Raw genomic sequence first — 20,791 nt, forward strand, 5'->3', positions numbered from 1 at the left:
GGCGCAAATGGAGGCCGCGGTGTTCCGCACCATCTTCGCCCACCCACCAGCGACGCCGTCGCAGCCACCTGGGACCAGGTCCGCGACCAGCTCCGCCCGTTACCCCAAGCTCGGACCCCACATGGACCTGGCCAAGGCCGAGGCCCTGGCCTTCACCGGCTTCCCCCGTCTGCACAGGACCAAGATCTGGTCCACCAACCCCTCGAGCGGTTGAACAAAGAGATCAAACGCCGCGCCCGGCTCGTGGGGATATTCCCCAACGAGGCCGCGGTCATGCGACTGATCGGGATGGTCCTGGCCGACACCAAGGATGAATGGATCACCGACGAGCGCCGCTACCTTCCGAAGGATCCATGGCCAAACTCCTCCCGGAACCCGATAGTGAACCCATCACCGGCAGCGAATCGTGAGCACCGAAGACGTCACCTCGAGAGCCCACCACCCCACGGGACGTGATACTTCGAGCGCGCCAGCGGGCCCCTGAATCGTTACCAGGTTGGGGTTGGAGATGGTCCACTAAGAAGCATGCGAGCGGTTTCCTCGTCGGTGACGAGGCTGTTGATGTACCTACTGGCGATGGCTACGCGAATGGCTTCGCGCTTAGTCTTGCCTCCGGCCACCCCGATCACATTAGGGATTTGCTGTAGGCGCGCTCCATCGATCGCGAGGATTCGACCGGCGAACTCGCGCTCGTCTACGACCTGGCCGTCGTCGTTCAGAAGGACGCCCCCGACTTCGGCACGTACCCCCAACCGGTCCAGCTCTGCTTGGTCGTCTCGCGAGAACTGCACGCGGAGCTGTGAGTTGGGAGGGTTCCAGCTGCCGATGGACATAAGGGCGACGGTTATGCGCTCGTGCATGCCGAAGGTGGTGGCGATCCCAGGGAGCCTCTTCAGTTCGTCGGCGGTCTCGGGAGACGGCAGGAGAAGGGGTGCGTAGAGCGGGAAGGCGGTGCCTTTGGTCCAGGACGCGATGCGTCGCACGATCTCGGTGGAGTTCTGGTCAGGCGCCCCGGTCATACCCGTGAGTTGGACGACCGGACATTGAGGAAGCGGTGGCAGGTGGGGGATGACCTCCTGGATGGAGCGCCCCCAGCCGATGCCCAGGATGTCTCGCTCGCCAAGTACCTTTCCGAGGAGTCTGGCCGCTGCAGCACCGAGAGCCGATCGCAGGCTTTCTTCTGCGCCGCTGCTACGCGGAGTGGCGATGACGACGCAGCTGAGCAGCCCAAACTTCTCCTTCAGTGCCGCAGACAAGTCCGCGCCACCGGTCTGGTCCTCATGGATGCGGATCTCAACGATGCCTTGGTCCTGCGCCGCCTGCAGGAGGCGCGCGACCTTGAACCGAGATATGGACAGCGTCTCGGCGATCTGCAACTTTGAGAGCTGATCCAGGTAGTACATCTTAGCAACCGCTATTTTGAGATCATGTTCGGGCCCCTGGTTGCCATCCTCGTCCCCGCCATCGCTCATTTGAGCATGCTAGTGGAAATCTCTGCTCTTATGCAACAGGATTCGGAGACATAGCAGTTGGTTGCTCGTCAAGGGAGATGGGATGGGTTGGTTCGTCATCGGCGTGGACTTCGGAACGGAGTCCGGCCGCGCCGTTGTTGTGGACCTGCGCGATGGGCATGTGATCGGCGACGCGAGCATGGAGTATCCCCACGCGGTCATGGATGAGCGATTCCTCGACGGTTCACGCTTACCAGCTGAATTCGCTCTGCACCACCCCCAGGACTATCTCGATGTGCTGGTGACCGTCGTGCCTGCCGCTATGGCGCGGGCGGGGATTGATGGCGCCGAGGTGGTCGGCTTGGGGATTGACGCGACCTCGTGCACGGTCCTGCCGACTCTGGACGACGGCACTCCGCTTGCCTTCGTGGCTCCGTTCCGGACGAACCCTCACGCCTACGCAAAGGTCTGGAAGCACCACGCGGCCCAGCCACAGGCGCGGCACTTCACCGCGATCTGTGAGGAGCAGGACCCCGAGTTGTTGTCAGAGTACGGCGGGGTCATCTCGTCGGAATGGCTTGTACCCAAGGCCTTGGAGATCTTCGAGAAGGACAGGGCCGTCTTCGACGCAGCCCACCGCATCATCGAGGTTCAAGACTGGCTGGTGTGGCAGCTGACCGGCAATGAGTTGCGCAACTCAGGTGCTGCTGGGTACAAGGCTTGCTATCGGTGGGAACGAGGTTCGTACGCGTCGCCCGAGCTACTTGAAGCCACCGCTAAGGGGTTCTCGGCACTCATGCCGAAGCTCGATGCGGACCTGGCGCATCCCGGCACTCGAGCCGGTTATCTGGCCGAGGAGTGGGCGGAGCGTCTCGGTCTCCATGGCCGTGTAGCGGTCCCGGTGGGGAATATGGATGCCCACGGCGCCGTGGTCGCCGCGGGGCTGACGGGCCCGGGACCGATGTTGCTGGTGATGGGTACGTCGGTGTGCAACATGCTCATGGGTGAGGACAAGGCCCCAGTCCCAGGAATCTCTGGGGCAGTGTTCAGCGGAATGCTGCCAGATCTGTGGGGTTACGAGGCTGGTCAAGCCGGAGTCGGCGACGTTCTGAATTGGTACGTCCGCAACATGGCCCCTCACGCAGTCCATGTCGAGGCTTCAGCTCGTGGGATCAGTCCCCACCAGGTGTTGATCGAGCAGATCATGACCGACGGCTCGGGCGCCGACCGGCCCGACCTCTTGGCCCTCGAGTGGATCAACGGCAATCGCTCGGTCCTTGTCGACGCTGACCTCAGCGGATTGCTGCTGGGCTTGACAATGGGCACCAGAGCTCACGACATCTACCGAACGTTGATTGAGGCGGCCTGCTTCGGCCAACAGATCATCATCGAGACATTCGAGCGTCATGGCATCCCGATCACCGAGATCATCGCCTGCGGGGGCCTCGCCTCGAAGAATCCAGTCCTGATGCAGACGCTGGCAGACGTGACCGCCCGCGAGGTGAAGGTGACCCAGATTGAGAACCTCTCCGCCCTGGGTGCGGCGCTCCACGCCAGTGTCGCGGCCGGCTCTACCGCTGGTGGCTTCGACAGCCTCGCAGAGGCTGCCGAGCTCGGCGGCGGCGTCGCCACCATCTACCATCCACGCCCGGAGGCGAAGCCTCGGATCGACCACCTCATGTCGGTCTACCGGGATCTGCATCAGCACTTCGGAGTGGACCACAGCACCGTGATGCACGGGCTCAAAGCCAAGAACTACCTCTAGCACGACGGGGAAGGCCCCCGACACCAGAAAGGAACTCCCATGAAGATCAACAAGAAGTTCGCCACCGCTGCCGTGACAGCTGGCGTCCTGGCGCTGACCGCCTGCGGCACCGCAGGCGAGGTTCCCGGTGCGACCACTGCCGCCTCAGGCAGCGCCAGCACCGGCGGCGAGAACATTTTCGTCGTCAAGCTCGCCGGCAGCGACTGGTTCAGCCGTATGGACGACCTGGCCCAGGAGTACGCCACTGAGAACGGGCTCACGGTCAAGCAGTTGGCTGGTGACGACGCCAGCGAGGAGAAGCAGATTTCCATCATCTCCGACGTCATTCCGCAGCAGCCCGACTCTATCCTGGTCGTGCCGAACTCACCTGAGTCGGTGGAAGCGGTTCTCAAGCGGGCCATGGACGCCGGCATCACCGTGATCACCCACGAGGCGGCAGGCATCCAGAACACCGACGCATCCATCGAGGCGTTCGAGGACAAGGCGTACGGCGCCCACCAGATGGATCTCCTGGCTGAGTGCATGGGCGGGGAGGGTTCCTACGCGCAGCTCGTCGGCTCCCTGACGGTGAAGTCACACAACCTGTGGGCCGACGGGGCCCTTGAGAAGGCGCAGGCCGAGTACACCGGCATCACCCGACTGGGCGATGCGATCTCCTCTGACGAGAGCCAGGAGACGGCATACCAGCGGGCCAAGGAGGTCCTGGCTACCAACCCCGACGTCAAGGGTTTCCTGGGCGCCGCCTCAACAGATGTCGCTGGCATCGGACGGGCCGTCGAGGAGGCAGGCAAGACAGACGACGTCTGCGTCGTGGGTACCTCGCTGCCGTCGATCAGCGGCAGCCTGCTCGAAACAGGAGCGGTCGACATCATCACCTTCTGGGATCCGGGCCTGGCTGGCCAGGCGATGCTCTCGGCCGCGCAGAAGGTCAGCGCTGGCGAGGAGATCACTGAGGGCACGGACCTTGGGATCCAGGGCTACGAGAGCTTGGTCGAGAGCCAGGAGTTCCCCAAGACGTTCTTCGGTCAGGCATGGATCGACGTCACCAACGACAACCAGGCCGACTACCCCTTCTGATCCACCCCTTCCCAAGGAGACACTCATGAGCACGAAGCCGATGCTGGAGGTGCGCGGCATCTCCAAGCGATACGGCGGAGTCCAGGCTCTCGATGACGTCTCGGTCACCTTTGACGCCGGCCAGGTTCACTGCCTGGCCGGGGTCAACGGCTCCGGTAAATCCACACTGATCAAGATCATCAGCGGGGTCGAGCAGGCCGACTCTGGCAGCATCATGTTGCGGGGCGCCGAGCTGGTCAACAACTCTCCTCGTAACGCTATGCACCACGGCATCCAGGTCATCTATCAGGACATGGCACTGATACCCAACCTGACCGTTGCCGAGAACATTGTGATGCTGCGTCGATCCCTGTCGAACAGTCCACTGGTCACACCCACCGCCGACAAGGAGCATGCCCGGGAAGTTGTGTCTCGCCTCGGCGTGGAGCTCGACCTCGACGCTTTCGTTGAGGACCTGCCGATCGCTGATCGCCAACTGGTGGCAATCGCGCGAGCCCTAGCTCAGGATGCTTCGGTGTTGTTCATGGACGAACCAACCACCGCGCTGACCTGGCGTGAAGTTGACCAGTTGTTCGTCGTCGTCAACCGGTTGCGCAGCGATGGTGTCGCCGTCGTGTTCGTCTCCCACAAGCTCGATGAGGTGCTGTCCATCTCCGATCAGGTGACCGTTCTCCGCAACGGAGTCCTGGTCGCCGAGGGGCCATCCTCATCCTTCAGCCATGACAGTCTCGCCGAGGCCCTCGTCGGCGAAAAGACGGCCACGGACAGGGTGATCATCGAACCCCAGCCGGCCGACACCCCGGTCCTGCGGGTTCAAGAGCTTCGCTCCGAACGACTGTTCAAAGGCATCACATTCGACGTTGCCCCCGGTGAGATCGTCGGTCTGACCGGCCTCCGCGGCTCCGGCCGCTCAGAGATCGCTGAAGCGCTCTTCGGGCTGCTTCCCATCGACGGCGGGATCGTCGAGGTCGATGGTCAACGTGTCCCCCACGGGGACCCGATCAAGGCCATCGAGTCCGGCATCGCTTACGTGCCCGCCGACAGACTCACCCAAGGTGTCTTCCTCGACCAGTCAATCAACGACAACCTGATCTCCGCATCACTTCCAGCTGTGACCTCCAAGATCGGGGTTCTCGGACGCGCACCGGTCAGAGCCCTTGTCTCCCGCGGCCTGTCATCCATGCGGGTCAAGTACGGCAAAGAGTCCGACGCCATCCGCACTCTCTCGGGCGGCAACCAACAAAAGGTCGTCCTCGCCAAATGGGCCGAGACCAAGCCACGCGTCCTCATCCTCAATGGGCCCACGGTCGGCGTGGACATCGGCTCCAAATTCGCGATCCTCGACATCCTGCGCGGATACGCCCGCGAGGGGATGGGCATCGTCATCGTCTCCGACGACTTCCAGGAGGTCGTCAGCGTCTGCAACCGAGTGCTCGTTGTGGACAAAGGCCTCATCACTCACCAGATAAGCGGAGCCGAGATGACTGAGGAGCACGTCCGTGAACTCGTCTCTGAGGAGGCACAGCATGAAGACAACTGACCTGCTCCACCGCCTACGTGGTCGCAACAACGAGGGCGTGCTACTTGCTGTGATCGTCGCACTACTGATCATCATGGCCGTGGCGGCGCCCGGGACTCTCACAGCCAGCTTCGCCGGCGACATCCTGCGCTCCGCGATCGTCAACCTCGCACTCGCTATGGGGCTGCTGATGATCATCATCTCCGGCGGGTTCGACGTGTCGTTCATGGCAATCGCCATCTTCGCCGGCTACGCGACCGTGCAAGTGATGAACACCACAGGACTCGACGGCACCATCTGGCCGTTCCTCGCGGCCGCCGTCATCGGCGGCATCCTCGCCATCCCCAACATCATCCTCGTCGGGGTCTACAAGATCCCCACGCTCATCGCGACCCTCGGGACGCAGACAATCATTCGCGGCGCCCTCCTCGCTTTCGTCGGCTCCTCCTACATCGCGAACATTCCCGAGGGCCTCAATCAACTGGGCCAGACCTCACTGTTCAACCTCGGCACCAGCCCGGTCAGCGTGCTCGTCGTGCCGGTACTCGTGATCGTCATAGCAGTCTCGTTCGTCCTCAACCGCACCTATTACGGCCGATCGGTCTACGCCATCGGCGGGGACCCAGACGCGGCCAGCCGCGCCGGTGTGCCGGTGTTGCGCGTTCAAACATTCCTCTACCTGGTTTCAGGAATCATCGCCGGCATCGCCGGGCTCATCCATGTGACTATCAACCGCACCGCGAACCCATTCGATCTTGTCGGCGGCGAACTCAACGTCATCGCCGCCGTCGTGATCGGCGGTGCGCTCGACACCGGTGGCCGAGGCTCTGTCAAGGGCACCGTCCTCGGCGTCTTCCTCATCGCCCTGATGCAGAACAGCCTCATCCGGCTCGGGGTCCCGAGCTTCTGGCACACATTCGCGGTTGGCACTGTCGTGCTCGTGGGCGTCACCGTTCAGGCTCTCAGCAACCGCCGAGCCCGCCAATCGTCACCGATCCTCGAGGGAGCTGCCTGAGATGAGCACCCGTGATTACCCCACACGCCTCAAGCTGCCCAACACCCACCCAGAGACTCTCCGGCTCCTAGGGCTGGTCATCCTCGTCGGAGCGCTGTTCCTCGCTCTCCGCCCCGGACAGTTTCTCTCCCCCCTAAACATCCAGTCCATCGGATTCGCACTGCCCGAGATCGGCCTCCTCGCGCTCGCCATGACCGTAGCGATGGCCAGCGGAGGCATCGACCTCTCCCTGGTCGCAATAGCGAACCTCAGCGCGATCGGGGTGGCACTCGTCGGGACGATGTCGCTGGGGTCGGTGCCCGGCACTCTCCTGGCCATTGTCGTGGCGCTCGCGGTAGGGACCCTGTGCGGCCTGCTCAACGGAGTCCTGGTCGCCTACGTCAACATCCGGCCGATCCTTGCCACCTTGGCCACAGGACAGCTTTATGCCGGCATCGGCATCGTCATCACGGGCGGCAAGGCCCTCTACAGCATCCCACTGCCCATCCAGAGCCTCGGGATCGTGACCTTCGCCTACATCCCGATCGTCGTGTTCATCTTCGCAGCCGCTGCGCTGCTGATCTGGTTCATCATGACACGCACCGGCTTCGGCCTGCGCGCCGTGCTCTTCGGCTCCAACCCGACAGCCGCCCGCTACTCCGGATTCAAAATTTCACGCGTTCAGCTCCAGACCTACGCCCTAATCGGGGCAGCAGCCGGACTGGCCGGGATCCTCATCTCCGCACGAGCAGCCAGCGCATCATCGAGCTTCGGCGGCAGCTACATCATGCTGGCCATCACCATCGCCGTACTGGGGGGCACCGACCCCACCGGCGGCAAGATCCGCATCGGCGGCGTCATCCTGGCCACCCTGTTGCTGCAGATGGTCAGCAACGGCTTCAACCTTCTCCAGCTGAGCCCCTACCTGTACCAGATCGTTCAGGGCCTGATCCTCGCCATCTTCGTCGTCGCCGCCATGCGACAAAGCAAGCCCGGCGGGCTGACACGGCTACTGCGACGTCCCCCCACCCAACCACTCACCACAGCATCCTAAGGAGCCCGACCCATGACAAAGCCCTCACGCGACGAAGTGTTCGCCGAAGCCCGAGACCTCGTCCGTCGCGAGTCCGCCACGGTCGGCGCGATCGCAGATCTGGTCGGAAACGAGGCATTCACCCGAGTGATCGACCTCCTGCTCGCCACGACGGGCAAGGTCATCACTGCCGGCTCCGGGACCTCCGGAACAGTCGCACGAAGGACCGCCCACCTCCTGTCCGTCTGCGGAACACCCGCGCTCTATCTCAATCCCACCGACGGCCTCCACGGCAGCCTCGGCGCCGTCGCAGCCGGTGACGTCGTCATTGCATTCTCCAAAGGTGGCGGCACCGGAGAACTCACCGAATTCGCCTCCCGGGCCCAACAGCGCGGCGCTAAAGCAATCGCCGTCACCTGCCGTGAAGAGTCAGCACTGGTCGAACTCGCAGACATCACGGTGCTGATCCCGGCAGGCGACTCCGATCCCGGCAACGCCATGGCGATGGGCAGTACCTTCGCCATGAGCTCATGGACCGACGCTCTCTCCATCTCTCTCATGTCGCTGCGCGGCTACACATGGGAAGAGTTCCTGTTCACGCACCCTGGTGGACGCGTTGGTGAGGAAACCGAACAGATCCTGACTGGGTTGACCCACCGGGAGTGATGGAACCCTCTTCAACACGGCGGATTGCTCTAGGCACCGCCTGCGAGATCCAGCGTCAGCGCCCCCTGAGGAGGGACGGCTTCACCTTGGAGACCCTTCCGACGCCTACAGAGCCGAGATGATTGTCTTCTGCACGTCGGGGGTACGGTCTAGGTCCTCACGAACGATCCGACTTCGCTGCCGCGCCCCCGTCGGAGACGAGGTGGCGGGTGTGGGCGGCGCGTCCGGGCCAGGGTTGGTGTTTCTCGTCGCAGGCGCGGCGCTGGTCGGCGCTGCGGTCGAGGTAGCTGGGGAGGGCGTAGCGGTGCCATTCTTCAAGCGGCATGGGGCCGAGTGCTTCGCCGGCCTGATAGCGCAGGGCGGCGAGGGTGCTGAGTTCGCGGATCAGGCCGGGGTGTTCTGGCCAGCACGGTGGCGTGTGATCCGCGGAGTACCAGGCGTGCTGGGAATTGAGCCAGATGACGAATGCGTCGAGCCACTGCCAGGTGTCGCCCCTCAGATCTGGGTCGGCGATCGAAGTGATGTCCCAGAGGCGGGGCAGGATCTCGCCGTTGACCAGGATGGCTTCGGCTGGTCCTCCGCCGCGGGCGACAACGGCCAGATCTATGAGGGCGGCGAGCATGCGCTCGCTCGGCTCCGGGAACGGCTCGAGTGGGGCAACCATGGCTATGTCCTCTAGTCGGTGAGGCCCAGTCGGCGGGCGTAGGAGTGTGCGAGTGCAGTCTTCTCACCCACCGACATTGGCTTCGTGTCTCGGTCGGTGATGTTGAGCAGCCGGCGTGCTTCTCGCTGTTGGGAGAGGAGCTGCTTGCCGGGTTTGCCGTCGATGGCGCGGTGGAGGGTGGCGAGGATGGGCTTGCCGTTCTCGGCGACGACGAGCGCGCTGCGGGCGGGGAGTTCTCGGAGTTGTTCGGGGCGGATGACGGGGGTGTCTTCGCCGTGGGTCGAGATCGAGCCGTGGCTGCCGTGTTGGTGGTTGCGGCGGGTGATGCGTCTGGTGCCGAGGAGGTCGCTGATCTCTCGGTTGAAGCTGGCGTCTTTGGAGCCGCCGAAGATGATCAGGGAGTTGGTGAGGTCCTTGATCGCGCGGGCCTGCTGTTCCCCGAAGATGCGGGTGAGCTGGGCCCAGGTTTGGGAGGCCCAGATGAACGAGATCCCCAACGCCCGCTCGTTTGCCATGCGCGTTGCCAAGGTGGGCAACGGAGCTGTGGAGGGCAATTCGTCGAGGCAGGCCAGCATGGGCGGGCACAGACGGCCGTAGCCGCTCTCGTTGGCGAGTTGGAGGGCGGTGTCGAGGACATGTTCAGCGACGGCAGCCATGAGCGGGGAGGCGGAGACGTAGGGGTCTTCGCGGCCCAGCAGGTAGATGGTGCCACCTCGGCGGATGAGGTCAGCGATGTCGACGGCCGGCCGGCCGTCGCTAGGGACGCAGCGTTCCCGCCGATCCTTCGTAGCGAAGAGGGCCAGTGCTTGGTCGACGGTGGACTTGGTGTTGCCGGCGGTGCGTTCATCGGTGTTGCTGACGGCACCGGCCAGCAGGCCGGACCAGTTCGGTTCCGCCATCGGATGCGCGCGCAGGATGTCGATGGGCCGGGTGGCGGTGCGGGGGCTGGCGGCCCACTGCAGCACGTCGTTGAGGCTGTGCCCGGCGAGTGCTGCGGCGTGGAGGTAGCACTGGATGACTTTCGCGGCTTCGGCGGCGTAGAACCGGGCTGCGGAGTCGGTGCCTTCTCGTCCGCTGCCGAGAGTGCCGGCGCAGAACGCTTTTGCGCGTTTCTCGGCGACGGTGGCGTTCACGCAGCCGTCGACTGGGTCCCAGATCAGCTCCGGCAGGCCCGGGGCGGCGCCGAACGGGTCGAGGACGGCCACGGGTCCGCGGGCTTGACGGGCGGCCAGCGTGAGGAGGAGATCATCTGGTTTGGTGAGCGTGACTAGCGCCGCGCCGGGGGCTTGGAGGAGTGCGGGGGTGAGAATGTCAAGGGTCTTGCCCGAGCCTTGGGGCCCGATGACGCCGGCGGTGCGATCCCACGGCTGCCACAACGCCACCCCGACCGGCACCTTGCTGGTCCCGATCCGCCACCCCACCGCGGTGGGGTCAAACCGTCGTCTCATGGGCGATCGCCGGTGCGGTAGAGGTCAGGACGGATCACGGCCCGATGGGCCCGGAGCCGACCTAACCCGAGGAGTTGCTCGGCCTGCCCGCTGCTGGCCATGCCCTTGAAGCGGCGGCCGGCGGTCACACGCAACGCCAGGATGGTCGCGGCGACCAGGGCGGCGATGAACAGTGAACCCGCGATCACCCAGGCCACCTCCACGACGCCCCTGTCGCCGGCGGTCGCGAGGCCGGCGTGGAGATCGCCGGTGAGGATGCCCCAACTGCTCGTGACCAGCGCGGCGGAGGGGGGCCAGTGCCAGCCAGCCCCAACGGCGGCCAGGGTGAGGCTGCGGCCGGCTTGAACGGCCAGCAGAGCGAAGAGCGAGACGGCGGCCAGAATGCCGACGGCGGGTTCCCATGTCCAGGCATAGCCGTCCTCGTGCTGAGCTTCTGTCATACCCATCACGAACCCCACCCCCGCAGAACTACAGCGTGAGGAGCAGGAAATTGGGCTGGCGACAGCAGCGCGGAAGCCCCCAGCGATGGGGGGTTCGCTGGAGGCTTCCGGCTTGATGGTGCCGATGGGGCCGGCACCTGTCTGGGTGGGTTCAGAGACGCCACCCGGTGACGGCATGAAGGGTATACCACCATCGGATCCTCGTCTCTGCTTGCTGTGGCAAGGGGCGGGGGTCAGGTGTGGATGGTGATGGCGATCCAGCCGTGGGTGCTGTCGGGGTCGTGGATGAGGGTGACGTCGACGGCTGTGCCGTTGTCGAGGCGGTGTCGGGTGGCGATCTGCATCGGATCGGCCTCGATGACATGGACTGGGCCGTGCTGGGTGCCGGCGATGGGGGTGAAGCGGGGATCGTCGAAGCTGGCGATCAGTGCCTCTGCTGCCACACCCTCGAGGCGTTGTCGGCGCTGCTGCTGGTCGGCGGTCAACCACCCGACGACGAACTCCGTAGCCGCCGTGACCGCGGCCGCGATCTGGGCATCCTCGGGCGAGTCGTGAGGATGCGCATCCATCGAGTGCAGGGTGGTGTTGAGTTCGTTGTCGCCGACCCACCCTTCCTCGGGTCCGCTCTCCCCCACTGATGCGTGCGAGGTGACTGGCCGTGGAGCGGTCACGGGCGGGGTGGGGCTATGGCTTTGAGGTCCGCTGCAGGCGGCGAGGAGCGCGGCGAGCACGCTGGCGGTGAGAAGGCGGGCGGCTGGGTGTGGGGTCATGGGGTGAGTCCTCGGGTGCGGAACCAGTGATCAGGGTCGGTCCAGATACCGCCGACGCGGACCTCCAGGTGGAGGTGAGGGCCGGTGACGTTGCCGGTGGCTCCGACCTTGCCGATCACGGTGCCGGCGGTAACGCGTTGTCCGACGGTGACGTGGATGGCGGATTGGTGGGCGTAGTAGATGACGGTGCCATCGTCCGCTTCGAGGGTGGTCAGGTTGCCGTAGGCGCCGACGAAGCTGGTGCGCGCGATGGTGCCGTCGGTGACGGCTTTGATGGGGGTGCCTGTGGGGGCGGCGAAGTCGAGTCCGGTGTGAGCCTTCTTCCATCGGGGTCCGGTGTCGCCGAAGCGGGAGGTGAGGCGGTACTGGTCGACGGGCAGTAGGACCGCACCTGACCCGATGCTGGTGGTGCCGGTGCCTTGGGTGCCGTGGACGGAGATGTGGACGTGGTCGAGGTGCGCGGCCGAGGGGTCGGGGCCGGTGTAGCAAGAGGCGGTCTGGCCGCAGCGTCGCCAGCCTTCGTCGGCCCTAGCGGTGGACCAGAGGTGTTCTCGCCAGATGATGTAGGTGACGCCGAGCGCGGTGGCGTTGGTGCGGGCCCATTCCGCGATCTCCGTGCCCAGCGTGATGCCGGCTGGGGAGAGATAGTTGGGGATCATCACGTCGACGGCGCGACCCGAACCGTGATCGCGGGGGTCGCCGGGCCGGACGCCGAGCAGCGATCGGATCTGCGCCCACTTCGCGTGGATGCAGCGCATCACACGCAGCGCGTCGGCGGTCTGACCCTGCTCCGACTGCATGCCGGTCGGTGCACAGTCCAGGCTCGGATCCATCGGTCCGCAGTTGGCGAGGCCGGCTGGTTGGCCGGCGAAGAGGGCGACGAGGGTTCGGGCGAGGCCTTCGTGCCGTGCGTAGGCGTCGGGGTAGGCCGACACCTGCACTGCCTGGGCAGCCTGGGCGACAGACATGTCTTGCCAGCCGTGGATGTCGATGAGGCCGGGGATGTGCCAGCCGGTCAGGGTCGTGTGGCCAAGGTAGAAGGTGCGGGCTTGATAGGCGTCATCGGCCAAGATTTGGAGGTTCTCTTGCTGGGTGGTGCCGTCGGCGTACCACCCAACGAGGGAGCGTTGCTGGAACAACCCGACGTCACCATCCGCATTGGGGGTGCGGGAGGCGGGGTGGGCGCCGAGGATTGATTCCTGCATGGCGGTGGCGATCCCGACGACCGCGCCAGCTGGGCCGGCGCCGGTGTCGAGGGCCGTGGTGTAGATGAGAGCGGCACGGTTCATCTGTCCCGCATCCAACTCCACGCTGGCGGGGGTGTCGCCGGCCCAGCCTGCGCAGCTGGCGCTGATGGTCTGGCTCTGAACCGGGGATCCGGTGAGGGCGCCGGCGAACACGAGGATCGGCGCCAACGGCACCGTGAGCGCCGCACCGATGACGACTAAGGCCTTCCACATCAGGTCTGCAGTCTCTGGTTGGTGTCGGTCAGGGGCAGTTCGAGGTCGGGGTGGAGGGTCAGTGCGACCTTGTGGAGGCGGGGACCCACGGCGATGAGGGCTCGGCCTTTGCCTCCCATGGCCCAGCCGCTGACAATGTCGCGGGCGACCGGCCCCAATTCGAGAAGCTCTTCTAGGTCGTCGGCGACCTCGGCGTCCTGCCCGAAGAGGACCTTGATGTCACCGAGGTGGAGGAGGTCCTTGGCGATCTGCTGCGCCTGCGACCCGGCATGCCCCGCACCCAGGTAGTCCGAGGGCTTGTGGGCGTTGGCGATCTCAATATCGCCATGCGACCTCGACAGCCGCAGATCGGCGTCGAAGCTGGAGACGGCGCCGGTACCGAGGCGCAGTTGGCGCCAGACTTCGTCGCGGACGTTGATCCGCCGCCGGCCGGAGACTTGGCGCATGGCGGTGCCCCAGGAGTTGAGACACATCAACGCCATCCCGACGGCGTCGTCACCCAACGGCATCAACCTCGACAACGACAGGGATTGGATCGGCGCGTTCCAGTCGATGGTGACGGTGGTGGGGGCGTCGAAGATCCCGGCGAACACGCCGGAGATGAGCTGCGCCACCGCGTCCCGCAACAGGCGGGTGTCGTCGAGGAACGTGTGCCGGTCGGGGTAGCGGAGCTCGGCGATCATGCGGTCGCTGGGTGAGTGGAGTTGCTGCCACACCTGCGGAATCACAATCGGCCGCAACGCCCGGCTGTCCGAATCCGCGTGGGTGAGCTCGTGGAGGACGGCTTTGAGCACCTGTTCCTCCGTCGGCCCGACCGCGACCTTCCTGTCGCCCACACTCTGGGATCCGATCAGCGAGCGCAGGAGGACGAGCCAGCGTCCGAAGATGATCGCCGAACGACGCTCCTGCTCCTCCTTGTCGAGCTGGCCCCAGTTCGTGGCCAGCGGTCCGGGGTCGAGGGGGTTGAGGCGGGTGGGCATGCCGGGGCCTATGGCGAAGGGTTCGACGCCGAAGTGGCGGCACATCAGCTCGTACTCGTCCTTCGGGTCGCCCAGGATCAGGGCCTGGTAGCCGAAGGCGAACATGCGGTTGAGGAACGCTTTGACCCAGGCGGATTTCCCGCGGCCGGGTTTCCCGAACACGAAGATGTTGGGGTTGGTGACGGGGATGGCGTCGTTGAGGACCCAGCCGTGGGGGTCGACGTAGAAGGTGGCTCCGTTGCTCATGTCGGTGCCCATCGGGCCCCGGTCGGCGGCAACGGGCTGGCGGTGAGGAAGGGCCAGAACACGCCGGCCTGGTCGGAGGTCATTCGGTATCGCTTGACCGCGGGTCGTGACGCCACCCACCCCGCCCCCCTGGCTGGCTTGCCGCGCCAGGGCGGGGCTGAGTTGAACTCCCGGACCGGCCGCGCCTCATCGGGCTGGGGTTTGGTGGGGAGTTCGTGGCCGAAGTCCGCGAGGAGTCGGTTGATACTGCGGGCCATTACTGGTGTCCCGTGGTGAGGCTGACCCCGAGGGGGAGGGTGGCGGTGACGAAGGCAAGGTCTTGGGACATGTCGAGGCGCTGCGGGGCCATGCCGCCGCGGCGGATCGCCGCATCCAGCCGGCGGCCGAACTCTGCCACCGGGGCAGTCCCGGGGATGGTGACGGAGCAGAGCGCGTAGGGGTGGCTCATGGTGGCGCCCATCGCGAGCTGCACCTCGACCCGGTCCAGTTTTGCCTGCCGGCGGTGGTCCTTGGCGCCGGTGCGGACCCCGAGCCGGTCCTTCAACCCTTGCCCGAGGCTCTGGCCAAACTCCTGTTGCGCCGCCTTCCGATCCGCGGCCGATTGCTTCTCGATCGGGAAAACTACCGCCACACTACGCCGCTCCACAGACTCGCTGGGTGCAAGGACGTGTCCCCAGCCGCCCATCGTCGCGCCACGCTCGGGCAGCTTCACCGTCGCAGTGACCGTCGCCCACGCATCATGCGCATAATGCCGCACGGCGGTGTACGCCTGGGACGGGCCGGCCAACGCCCACGGCACGGAAGCATTGACCGAAGCATCTGCGTTGGCGTCGTGGGCGGCGGCAACGAGGCCGGCGCGGTCGCCGGGGGCGAACCCCAACCGCACGACCTGCGCCAACTCTGGGGAGGTGAGCCAGGTGACATCGCGGGCGCCCATGGGGCCGGTGACTACTGCTCCGATCTCGGCCGCCAGGGACAGGAGGGTGTTCATCCGGCCATCGGTGGCGCCGCCCATGTGGCGCGCCTCTCTGCTGAGCCTGTTGTCGGGGATAACGAGGGTGATGAACGCTTCGGTGCGGACCCCGGCCTGGGACCAGCGCAGGTGCTCGATCTGCGTCGCCACGGACGTGACGGGGGCATCGGGGGTGAGGTTGGCGCGGAGCCACAGTTCCCGCTCGGTGCAGTCGTCGGGTGTGGTGCGCACCATCAGGTGGATCTCTGAGATCAGCTCGCCTCGGGCGGCGGTGTCCAGCAGTTCGGTGAGGCCGTCGGCGTACCGGTTGCACAGGGCGTCGGTGGCCATCGCGATCCCGTCGTGCTCGATTCGGGCAGTGATCGCCCACGTCCGCGCCGCGCGGTGCTTGATCACCGCGATCCGGCGCTGGGCCAGGCCGACCGGTGGGCCGTCGAACACTTCGACCCCGGTCAGCGCGCCGGGCATGTCCAGCTCGTTCAGGTCACGGAGAGTGCCGGTGGCGGCTTTCGACCGGAAGGTGAGCCAGCCGTTGAGGCCGGCGACGGCGAACGCGGCGGCGGTGGCGAGCCAGCCGACTGCCGGGCGGCCGCCGAGGGGGACGACGGTGAGGAACAGCAGCAGCAGCCACACCGGCACCCACATGAGCCCGGCTAGCCAGCGCTGCGAGCTGATCGCCATCCAGGCGGGGAACGTCGCGACCGACAGGAACAGCAGTTGGGGGACGGTCAGGCCCCAGATCACGCCGGCCTTCGGGGTGGTGAACGCGTCAAAGGTTCGTGCCGCCACTGTGGTCCTCCGCTTCTCTCACAGCCGCATGGGGCGGCGCCGCACGCTGCGGCTGGGTTGGTGTCGCGGCGCCGGGCTGCGCCGGACGAGACTGTGTCGGGGTGCGGCGGATGTCGCCGGCTGGGTCGTACGGATAAGACGGGTCCCCCGCCCCCATCCCGGCAGTGGTGTCGTTGACCAGTCCCGTGGCGCGGGCGCCGACCTGCTGGAACCCGTCGACTAGCTTCTTCGCGCCGAGGATCACCCCCGCTGCCACCACTCCGACCGGCCCTGCCACCGCCCCCGCGCCAGCGGCAGCCCCAGTGGTGGCCGCACCTGCGGCCGCTCCCCCACCAGCAGCAGCACCACCCGCACCTGCTGCGGCCCCGCCAGCGGCTCCACCGGCTGCGCTCGCGCTGGCCCCCGATCCGGCGGGGCTGAGGCTAGAGCTGTGTGCCGCGGCGGCGCGGCTCACGGTGGCCGACTCGCCCGCACCAGCAACTCCACCACCGCCTCCGCCGCTAGTGCTGCGAGTCACGGCGGTGTGGGCGTGGCCGGCGGCCGAGGAGGCGCCGGTGGTGCTGGCCAGGCCGGCGCGGAACGAGGCGCCGCTGGTGGTGCCCGGATCCACGAACGCCAACAACCGGAACAGGGCCACCGGGGAGAGAGCGGCCACGGCGATCATCACCACTGACGGCAGCGCCAAGGCGACGGCCTCCTGGGCGGAGTCCTCCATCCCCAGCGACACGCCGGTGGCGAGCTGGACACCCAACCCCAGCATCAGCGTCATCAACAGTGGGGCGATGGCGGCGGCGTGGAACCAGCGAAACGCCTTCCAAAACCACGACTCAAACGGCTTGAACATAAGCCCGGCCGCGGCGATGGGGCGGTGGCGGCGATCACGATCAGCGACACCGCCCGGCCCAGCATCACCACCAGGTGCGCCAACGCGGCCAGCCACAGCACCAACCCCAGCAGCATGAGCACAGTGGCGGTGGTGCCGGTCATCACGCCTTCGGTGAAGTCCAGACCCGTCGGCTCCCACTCGGCCAGATCCGCTGTGCCCAGCAGTTGGATGCGCAGTGCCGTGTTGAGGCCCTCGACGGCAGTCACCAGCGCGGCGCCGTAGGTGTACCAGAGGGTGCACACCAGCACGAACTTCACCGCACCGAAGATCGCTCCGCCAAGGGAGAGGGCGTCTCGGCGGAGGACGGTGCCGACCAGCTGCACGATCAGCAGCATCAGGGCCAGCGAGAGGCCGAGCCAGAGGGTGACACCGTAGACCGACCACAGTGCCGACGACCCGTCAGGGTTGAGGTTGGGGGTGAGGAACCAATCCCCGAGCTGCAGGATCGCGCGCATCACCCACAACCCAGCGCCCCACACCGCCAGGCAGATCGCCACCCACGCATCCACCACAATCTGACCACCGGCTGCGGCCAGGTCACCGAACATCTCCCCGATCTGCTCCCACATCTCAGGCGTCCCGCCACGAGAGCCAGTCAGCTTTGAGGGCGAGTTCGGTGCCCGGCCACGTCGACGGCCCCGGCACCGGATGCGCTCCCTCCGCGATCACCCACCGGCCATCGATCCAGGTCATCCGTTCGCAGTGCCCGTAGGCCAGGCGGGCCTGGTCGCGGAACGTGTAGGTGATCTCCACCAACACACACACCACATGCCAGTTGTCGCCGTCGGAGCCCTTCACCTGACCGGCCGACGGGATCACGGTCAGCGAGGCCCCCGGCTCCAGACCTGCCGGCATTTTCCCGGCTGTCAGGAAGGATTGGATCAATCCCAACACCGGCCACGACCCCGCTGAGCCCGTCGGGTCCTCGAACCAGGACTGCTGCACCCGCTGCGCATGGGCCAGGTCCATCGGCCCGAGGACTGAGACCAGGATCTCCCCCAACTGCCCCACCGCGCCCTCCGGCGTCTTCGGGTAGCCGGTCGGGATGCCTTCCGCACCGATCTGGCCCACCAGGGGGATGTCGATCGTCGGCAGCTGACCGAGGGCAGGGGTGCCGCCCGCCGCATCCGACCGCGACACCGCCAGCATCGGGGCAGCCGCGATCTCATCGCGCACCGAGACCTCGCCAGCCGGCAGCGAGTCGACGAGCTGATCCGTCGCGCGGGTGGTTGGGTCATCGACGACGGCGAAGTAGACGGCGAACCCCAGGCCGGAGAGCAGTACCAACGCCACCAACGTGACGCTGGCCAGCAGGGTCAGGTGCGCGCGATCGGTTCTGATCATGACTAGCGGGTGACGCAGCCGTCGCCGAGGAATCCCGACAGGATGCCCGGGATCACGAGATAGAGCAGGGCGGCGCCGAGGACGACGAACACCCCGATCAGGCCGCCCTTCGACACGTGCGGCATCGAGAACACCTTGCCCAGGATCACCGCCGCCACCGCGGCCAGGATGCCCGCGGGGAATGCCACCCACACCAATGCCCAGGAGAACCAGCCCAGGAACTCATCCACCAGCACCTGCGCTCCCGCCGGGGCGACCGGGCACACCATCCCGCGCCCCTCCGCGGGCAACATCCCACCCAGCGACACGGATTCGGCAACGAATTGAACGCTCATGACAGTTCCTTCACACGCGACGCGATGACGCCGGCCGCGGACTGCAGCCGACGCGGAAGCGGATCGACGGTGACCCCACCGACCCGAAGACTCGAACACTCCGGCACCAGCACCAGCCGCCCAGCCGCGGCCGAACGCCTGATAGACGGGCCCAGAACGCCACCGACAGGCTTCGGCAGCGAGCGCCCCGGCACCGCTGTGATCACCGGCACCACCTGAACCGACGACTTCAGCTGGTCCAGGCGCGCCTCGAGGCGCCGCACACTCGGCACCGAGCAAGCCGCCACTGCCACCAACACCCCCGGCCGGGTGCCGGCCAGGTCGTCTGGCCACAGTCCCAGGTCCATAACCGTGAGCCCGTCCGCCTCGGACGCGGCGAGCATCACCGCGTCCGAACTGGCGAGCCGTTGCAGCTGCACGCCGCCGCGAGAGCCGATGATCCAGCCCTGCCGAGTGCCGAGTTCGACCGACGACGCGGCCGCCAACCCTGACAGGCCAGGAGCACTGAACTCCACCAGGCGTGACGCACCGAGCGCCTCAGCGACAGCCAACGCCACCACCGTCGCGCCGACGCCACCAGCCACGCCGACCACCGCCACCACCGCGGGGGCAGCGTTGATGTCGCTGCCCTGTCAGCCGGGATGGTCGCCGCCGGCTCGCTGCCGGTGGTGGTGAAGGTGCCCTCCTGGAGGGCCGCGTACGCGGCGCGAAGTTCGGCTAGGGAGAAGCCGGTGACTGTCACTTGCGCTCCAAGGCCGACTTCAGGCGAGCCGGGGGAATCTCCAAAAGGCGCCGACGCGCATCCAGCGCTTGCCGCAGCCGCTGGGACCAGAACACCAGCTGATCACAGGCCTCAGCCTCGCCCTTCGCCACAACAATGAGCTGCTGCGTCTCTTCATCCGGCATGACCGCCACATCCTTCCGACCGTCCTGTCACCCAAGAACCCGCACCCACACCCGCCAGCGCGTCGACACACTCGGGCACCCTGGAACTCGGCGCTTGATGAATCCGTTTGTGTCGTCGGTGGCGGATCAGGCGGCAGCACCGTTGCGGGCCGCGGCCCGGAGCACCGCCAGAGCCTTCCTGGCGCGGTACTGCACCTGGTCCGCGGTATGACCCGGCTCCACCACCTGCAGGCACGCCGCCCGGGCCGTCAGGCCGGCGCTCCCCGCGCGGGGATCCCGTCATCGGTCGCGGTCACCGCCAACGCCACGAGCAGGTCCATGTCCTCACGGCTCAGCCCGGCCTCGCTCAACGCCCACCAGTACACGTCGCTGCTCTTCAAGGCGTCCCGGTCCTGGTCCCGCGCTATCCGCTCCAACACCTCCGGAGTGACCGCAGCCCGCTCACGCCACACCCGCTCGGCCGACTGCCCCCAGCCGAACTCCCGATCCAACGCCCGTCCGACCCGTCGAGCCACTCCCTGCGGTATCCACCCCTTCAACGGGTCGTCCCACGGATACTCAGCCACCTCGGCCCATAGGTACCCGGCCGCCACGTCCTCCACATGGCGCGCGTCCTGCGTGTTGCGGGAACGGGTCGCCACCACTGCCTCACACGCTGGCAGCAGCAGATGCACCAGCACCGCGGTGGCGTCCAGCCGAGAGTCATCGAGCCGAGTCAACCGCCCCAGCGCCAACAGAACCTCCCGATCCTCCCGCCACTCAGCCTCGCCCCGCCACGTCGCCACATCACGGCACGACCCGAACCGCGACAACACCGGCTCACCACTCGTCCACACCCCCCAACGCTCATCCGCGGCATCCAGAAGGGAATCGATGTTCAAGGCGGCGCGCACGCTCATCTCGAGGTCCTTTCACGTAGGTTCACACCGCAGAACCTCGCGCCCTCGCATCCCCCTTTCCCTACCCCCGATGGCCCGGCACGCCCTGAGGAATCTCGTGACCCGCTGCTGACTAGGGCCGACAGACCTACCCCAGTTGCCCTCGA

Annotated in this window: 21 protein-coding genes and 1 pseudogene; 7 read left to right on the forward strand and 15 right to left on the reverse strand. The window is 66.6% G+C overall.

The features are described from left to right. The first annotated feature begins 7 nt into the window (after positions 1 to 7). Positions 8 to 410, forward strand: a pseudogene (locus H9L22_RS19815) (transposase). 78 nt (positions 411 to 488) lie between these two features. Here the strand turns inward: H9L22_RS19815 and H9L22_RS14150 are convergent. Continuing rightward, on the reverse strand, positions 489 to 1,472 hold the full coding sequence (locus tag H9L22_RS14150; RefSeq protein ID WP_187720477.1) for a sugar-binding transcriptional regulator: 984 nt from the start codon (positions 1,470 to 1,472) through the stop codon (positions 489 to 491). Positions 1,473 to 1,554: 82 nt separating this feature from the next. Here H9L22_RS14150 and H9L22_RS14155 point away from each other — a divergent pair, with 82 nt between their 5' ends. From H9L22_RS14155 to H9L22_RS14180, 6 genes are read left to right on the forward strand one after another with little or no spacing between them, the layout of a single operon-like run. Continuing rightward, positions 1,555 to 3,216: a ribulokinase gene (locus tag H9L22_RS14155; RefSeq protein WP_187720478.1), complete on the forward strand. Its 1,662-nt coding sequence runs from the start codon at positions 1,555 to 1,557 to the stop codon at positions 3,214 to 3,216. A gap of 39 nt (positions 3,217 to 3,255) precedes the next feature. Then, positions 3,256 to 4,293, forward strand: coding sequence for a substrate-binding domain-containing protein (locus H9L22_RS14160; protein WP_187720479.1), 1,038 nt, complete (start codon positions 3,256 to 3,258; stop codon positions 4,291 to 4,293). Between the two features lie 25 nt (positions 4,294 to 4,318). After that, complete coding sequence (locus tag H9L22_RS14165) at positions 4,319 to 5,833, forward strand: sugar ABC transporter ATP-binding protein (protein ID WP_187720480.1); 1,515 nt, start codon at positions 4,319 to 4,321, stop codon at positions 5,831 to 5,833. Continuing rightward, positions 5,820 to 6,827 carry an ABC transporter permease gene (locus H9L22_RS14170; RefSeq protein WP_187720481.1) on the forward strand — a complete coding sequence of 336 codons (1,008 nt, stop codon included), beginning with the start codon at positions 5,820 to 5,822 and terminating at the stop codon, positions 6,825 to 6,827. Before H9L22_RS14165 ends, H9L22_RS14170 begins: the two co-directional genes overlap by 14 nt. Before the next feature lies 1 nt (position 6,828). Beyond that, positions 6,829 to 7,860, forward strand: a complete 1,032-nt coding sequence (locus H9L22_RS14175) for an ABC transporter permease (RefSeq protein ID WP_187720482.1) — start codon at positions 6,829 to 6,831, stop codon at positions 7,858 to 7,860. Between the two features lie 36 nt (positions 7,861 to 7,896). After that, entirely contained in the window at positions 7,897 to 8,505 is a 609-nt protein-coding gene (locus H9L22_RS14180; protein WP_187720483.1) for a KpsF/GutQ family sugar-phosphate isomerase, read from the forward strand. A 157-nt stretch (positions 8,506 to 8,662) separates the two neighbouring features. Here H9L22_RS14180 and H9L22_RS14185 read toward each other — a convergent pair whose 3' ends face one another. The 14 genes from H9L22_RS14185 to H9L22_RS14250 all read right to left on the reverse strand — a co-directional run bounded on the left by H9L22_RS14185 (position 8,663) and on the right by H9L22_RS14250 (position 20,645). Continuing rightward, a complete protein-coding gene (locus H9L22_RS14185) occupies positions 8,663 to 9,169 on the reverse strand; it encodes a ubiquitin family protein (RefSeq protein ID WP_187720484.1) in 507 nt (168 codons plus the stop codon). Between the two features lie 11 nt (positions 9,170 to 9,180). Then, positions 9,181 to 10,617: a type IV secretory system conjugative DNA transfer family protein gene (locus H9L22_RS14190; protein WP_187720485.1), complete on the reverse strand. Its 1,437-nt coding sequence runs from the start codon at positions 10,615 to 10,617 to the stop codon at positions 9,181 to 9,183. Beyond that, complete coding sequence (locus H9L22_RS14195; protein ID WP_187720486.1) at positions 10,614 to 11,057, reverse strand: hypothetical protein; 444 nt, start codon at positions 11,055 to 11,057, stop codon at positions 10,614 to 10,616. The genes H9L22_RS14190 and H9L22_RS14195 overlap by 4 nt, the downstream gene beginning before the upstream one ends. A gap of 233 nt (positions 11,058 to 11,290) precedes the next feature. Continuing rightward, positions 11,291 to 11,827: a hypothetical protein gene (locus tag H9L22_RS14200; protein ID WP_187720487.1), complete on the reverse strand. Its 537-nt coding sequence runs from the start codon at positions 11,825 to 11,827 to the stop codon at positions 11,291 to 11,293. Then, positions 11,824 to 13,287 (reverse strand): M23 family metallopeptidase, encoded by a 1,464-nt coding sequence (locus tag H9L22_RS14205; protein WP_226965882.1) that lies wholly within the window; start codon positions 13,285 to 13,287, stop codon positions 11,824 to 11,826. The genes H9L22_RS14200 and H9L22_RS14205 overlap by 4 nt, the downstream gene beginning before the upstream one ends. Beyond that, positions 13,287 to 14,513: an ATP-binding protein gene (locus H9L22_RS14210; protein ID WP_226965883.1), complete on the reverse strand. Its 1,227-nt coding sequence runs from the start codon at positions 14,511 to 14,513 to the stop codon at positions 13,287 to 13,289. The genes H9L22_RS14205 and H9L22_RS14210 overlap by 1 nt, the downstream gene beginning before the upstream one ends. A 256-nt stretch (positions 14,514 to 14,769) precedes the next feature. After that, positions 14,770 to 16,275, reverse strand: coding sequence for an SCO6880 family protein (locus H9L22_RS14215; RefSeq protein ID WP_187720488.1), 1,506 nt, complete (start codon positions 16,273 to 16,275; stop codon positions 14,770 to 14,772). Then, positions 16,256 to 17,044, reverse strand: a complete 789-nt coding sequence (locus tag H9L22_RS14220; RefSeq protein WP_187720489.1) for a hypothetical protein — start codon at positions 17,042 to 17,044, stop codon at positions 16,256 to 16,258. Before H9L22_RS14220 ends, H9L22_RS14215 begins: the two co-directional genes overlap by 20 nt. Continuing rightward, positions 17,044 to 17,730, reverse strand: coding sequence for a hypothetical protein (locus H9L22_RS14225; RefSeq protein WP_187720490.1), 687 nt, complete (start codon positions 17,728 to 17,730; stop codon positions 17,044 to 17,046). The genes H9L22_RS14220 and H9L22_RS14225 overlap by 1 nt, the downstream gene beginning before the upstream one ends. Before the next feature lies 1 nt (position 17,731). Further along, positions 17,732 to 18,505: a hypothetical protein gene (locus H9L22_RS14230; protein WP_187720491.1), complete on the reverse strand. Its 774-nt coding sequence runs from the start codon at positions 18,503 to 18,505 to the stop codon at positions 17,732 to 17,734. A 2-nt stretch (positions 18,506 to 18,507) separates the two neighbouring features. After that, on the reverse strand, positions 18,508 to 18,840 hold the full coding sequence (locus H9L22_RS14235) for a hypothetical protein (protein ID WP_187720492.1): 333 nt from the start codon (positions 18,838 to 18,840) through the stop codon (positions 18,508 to 18,510). After that, entirely contained in the window at positions 18,837 to 19,442 is a 606-nt protein-coding gene (locus H9L22_RS14240) for a hypothetical protein (RefSeq protein WP_187720493.1), read from the reverse strand. Before H9L22_RS14240 ends, H9L22_RS14235 begins: the two co-directional genes overlap by 4 nt. Before the next feature lie 136 nt (positions 19,443 to 19,578). Next, positions 19,579 to 19,746 (reverse strand): hypothetical protein, encoded by a 168-nt coding sequence (locus H9L22_RS14245; RefSeq protein WP_187720494.1) that lies wholly within the window; start codon positions 19,744 to 19,746, stop codon positions 19,579 to 19,581. Positions 19,747 to 19,994: 248 nt separating this feature from the next. Next, positions 19,995 to 20,645 carry a hypothetical protein gene (locus tag H9L22_RS14250; RefSeq protein ID WP_187720495.1) on the reverse strand — a complete coding sequence of 217 codons (651 nt, stop codon included), beginning with the start codon at positions 20,643 to 20,645 and terminating at the stop codon, positions 19,995 to 19,997. Positions 20,646 to 20,791: the final 146 nt, after the last annotated feature.

It is taken from the genome of Tessaracoccus defluvii (genome assembly GCF_014489575.1).
GTDB classification, from domain to species: domain Bacteria; phylum Actinomycetota; class Actinomycetes; order Propionibacteriales; family Propionibacteriaceae; genus Arachnia; species Arachnia defluvii.

Bases quoted from the DNA above. Each gene is read 5' to 3' on its own strand.
- H9L22_RS14225 (WP_187720490.1), bottom strand. From the start codon at position 17,730: ATGTGGGAGCAGATCGGGGAGATGTTCGGTGACCTGGCCGCAGCCGGT.
- H9L22_RS14150 (WP_187720477.1), bottom strand. From the start codon at position 1,472: ATGAGCGATGGCGGGGACGAGGATGGCAACCAGGGGCCCGAACATGAT.
- H9L22_RS14230 (WP_187720491.1), bottom strand. From the start codon at position 18,505: ATGATCAGAACCGATCGCGCGCACCTGACCCTGCTGGCCAGCGTCACG.
- H9L22_RS14185 (WP_187720484.1), bottom strand. From the start codon at position 9,169: ATGGTTGCCCCACTCGAGCCGTTCCCGGAGCCGAGCGAGCGCATGCTC.
- H9L22_RS14170 (WP_187720481.1), top strand. From the start codon at position 5,820: ATGAAGACAACTGACCTGCTCCACCGCCTACGTGGTCGCAACAACGAG.
- H9L22_RS14210 (WP_226965883.1), bottom strand. From the start codon at position 14,513: ATGAGCAACGGAGCCACCTTCTACGTCGACCCCCACGGCTGGGTCCTC.
- H9L22_RS14245 (WP_187720494.1), bottom strand. From the start codon at position 19,746: ATGCCGGATGAAGAGACGCAGCAGCTCATTGTTGTGGCGAAGGGCGAG.
- H9L22_RS14190 (WP_187720485.1), bottom strand. From the start codon at position 10,617: ATGAGACGACGGTTTGACCCCACCGCGGTGGGGTGGCGGATCGGGACC.
- H9L22_RS14160 (WP_187720479.1), top strand. From the start codon at position 3,256: ATGAAGATCAACAAGAAGTTCGCCACCGCTGCCGTGACAGCTGGCGTC.
- H9L22_RS14200 (WP_187720487.1), bottom strand. From the start codon at position 11,827: ATGACCCCACACCCAGCCGCCCGCCTTCTCACCGCCAGCGTGCTCGCC.
- H9L22_RS14195 (WP_187720486.1), bottom strand. From the start codon at position 11,057: ATGACAGAAGCTCAGCACGAGGACGGCTATGCCTGGACATGGGAACCC.
- H9L22_RS14175 (WP_187720482.1), top strand. From the start codon at position 6,829: ATGAGCACCCGTGATTACCCCACACGCCTCAAGCTGCCCAACACCCAC.
- H9L22_RS14165 (WP_187720480.1), top strand. From the start codon at position 4,319: ATGAGCACGAAGCCGATGCTGGAGGTGCGCGGCATCTCCAAGCGATAC.
- H9L22_RS14220 (WP_187720489.1), bottom strand. From the start codon at position 17,044: ATGACGCTGATGCTGGGGTTGGGTGTCCAGCTCGCCACCGGCGTGTCG.
- H9L22_RS14205 (WP_226965882.1), bottom strand. From the start codon at position 13,287: ATGTGGAAGGCCTTAGTCGTCATCGGTGCGGCGCTCACGGTGCCGTTG.
- H9L22_RS14250 (WP_187720495.1), bottom strand. From the start codon at position 20,645: ATGAGCGTGCGCGCCGCCTTGAACATCGATTCCCTTCTGGATGCCGCG.
- H9L22_RS14155 (WP_187720478.1), top strand. From the start codon at position 1,555: ATGGGTTGGTTCGTCATCGGCGTGGACTTCGGAACGGAGTCCGGCCGC.
- H9L22_RS14235 (WP_187720492.1), bottom strand. From the start codon at position 18,840: ATGAGCGTTCAATTCGTTGCCGAATCCGTGTCGCTGGGTGGGATGTTG.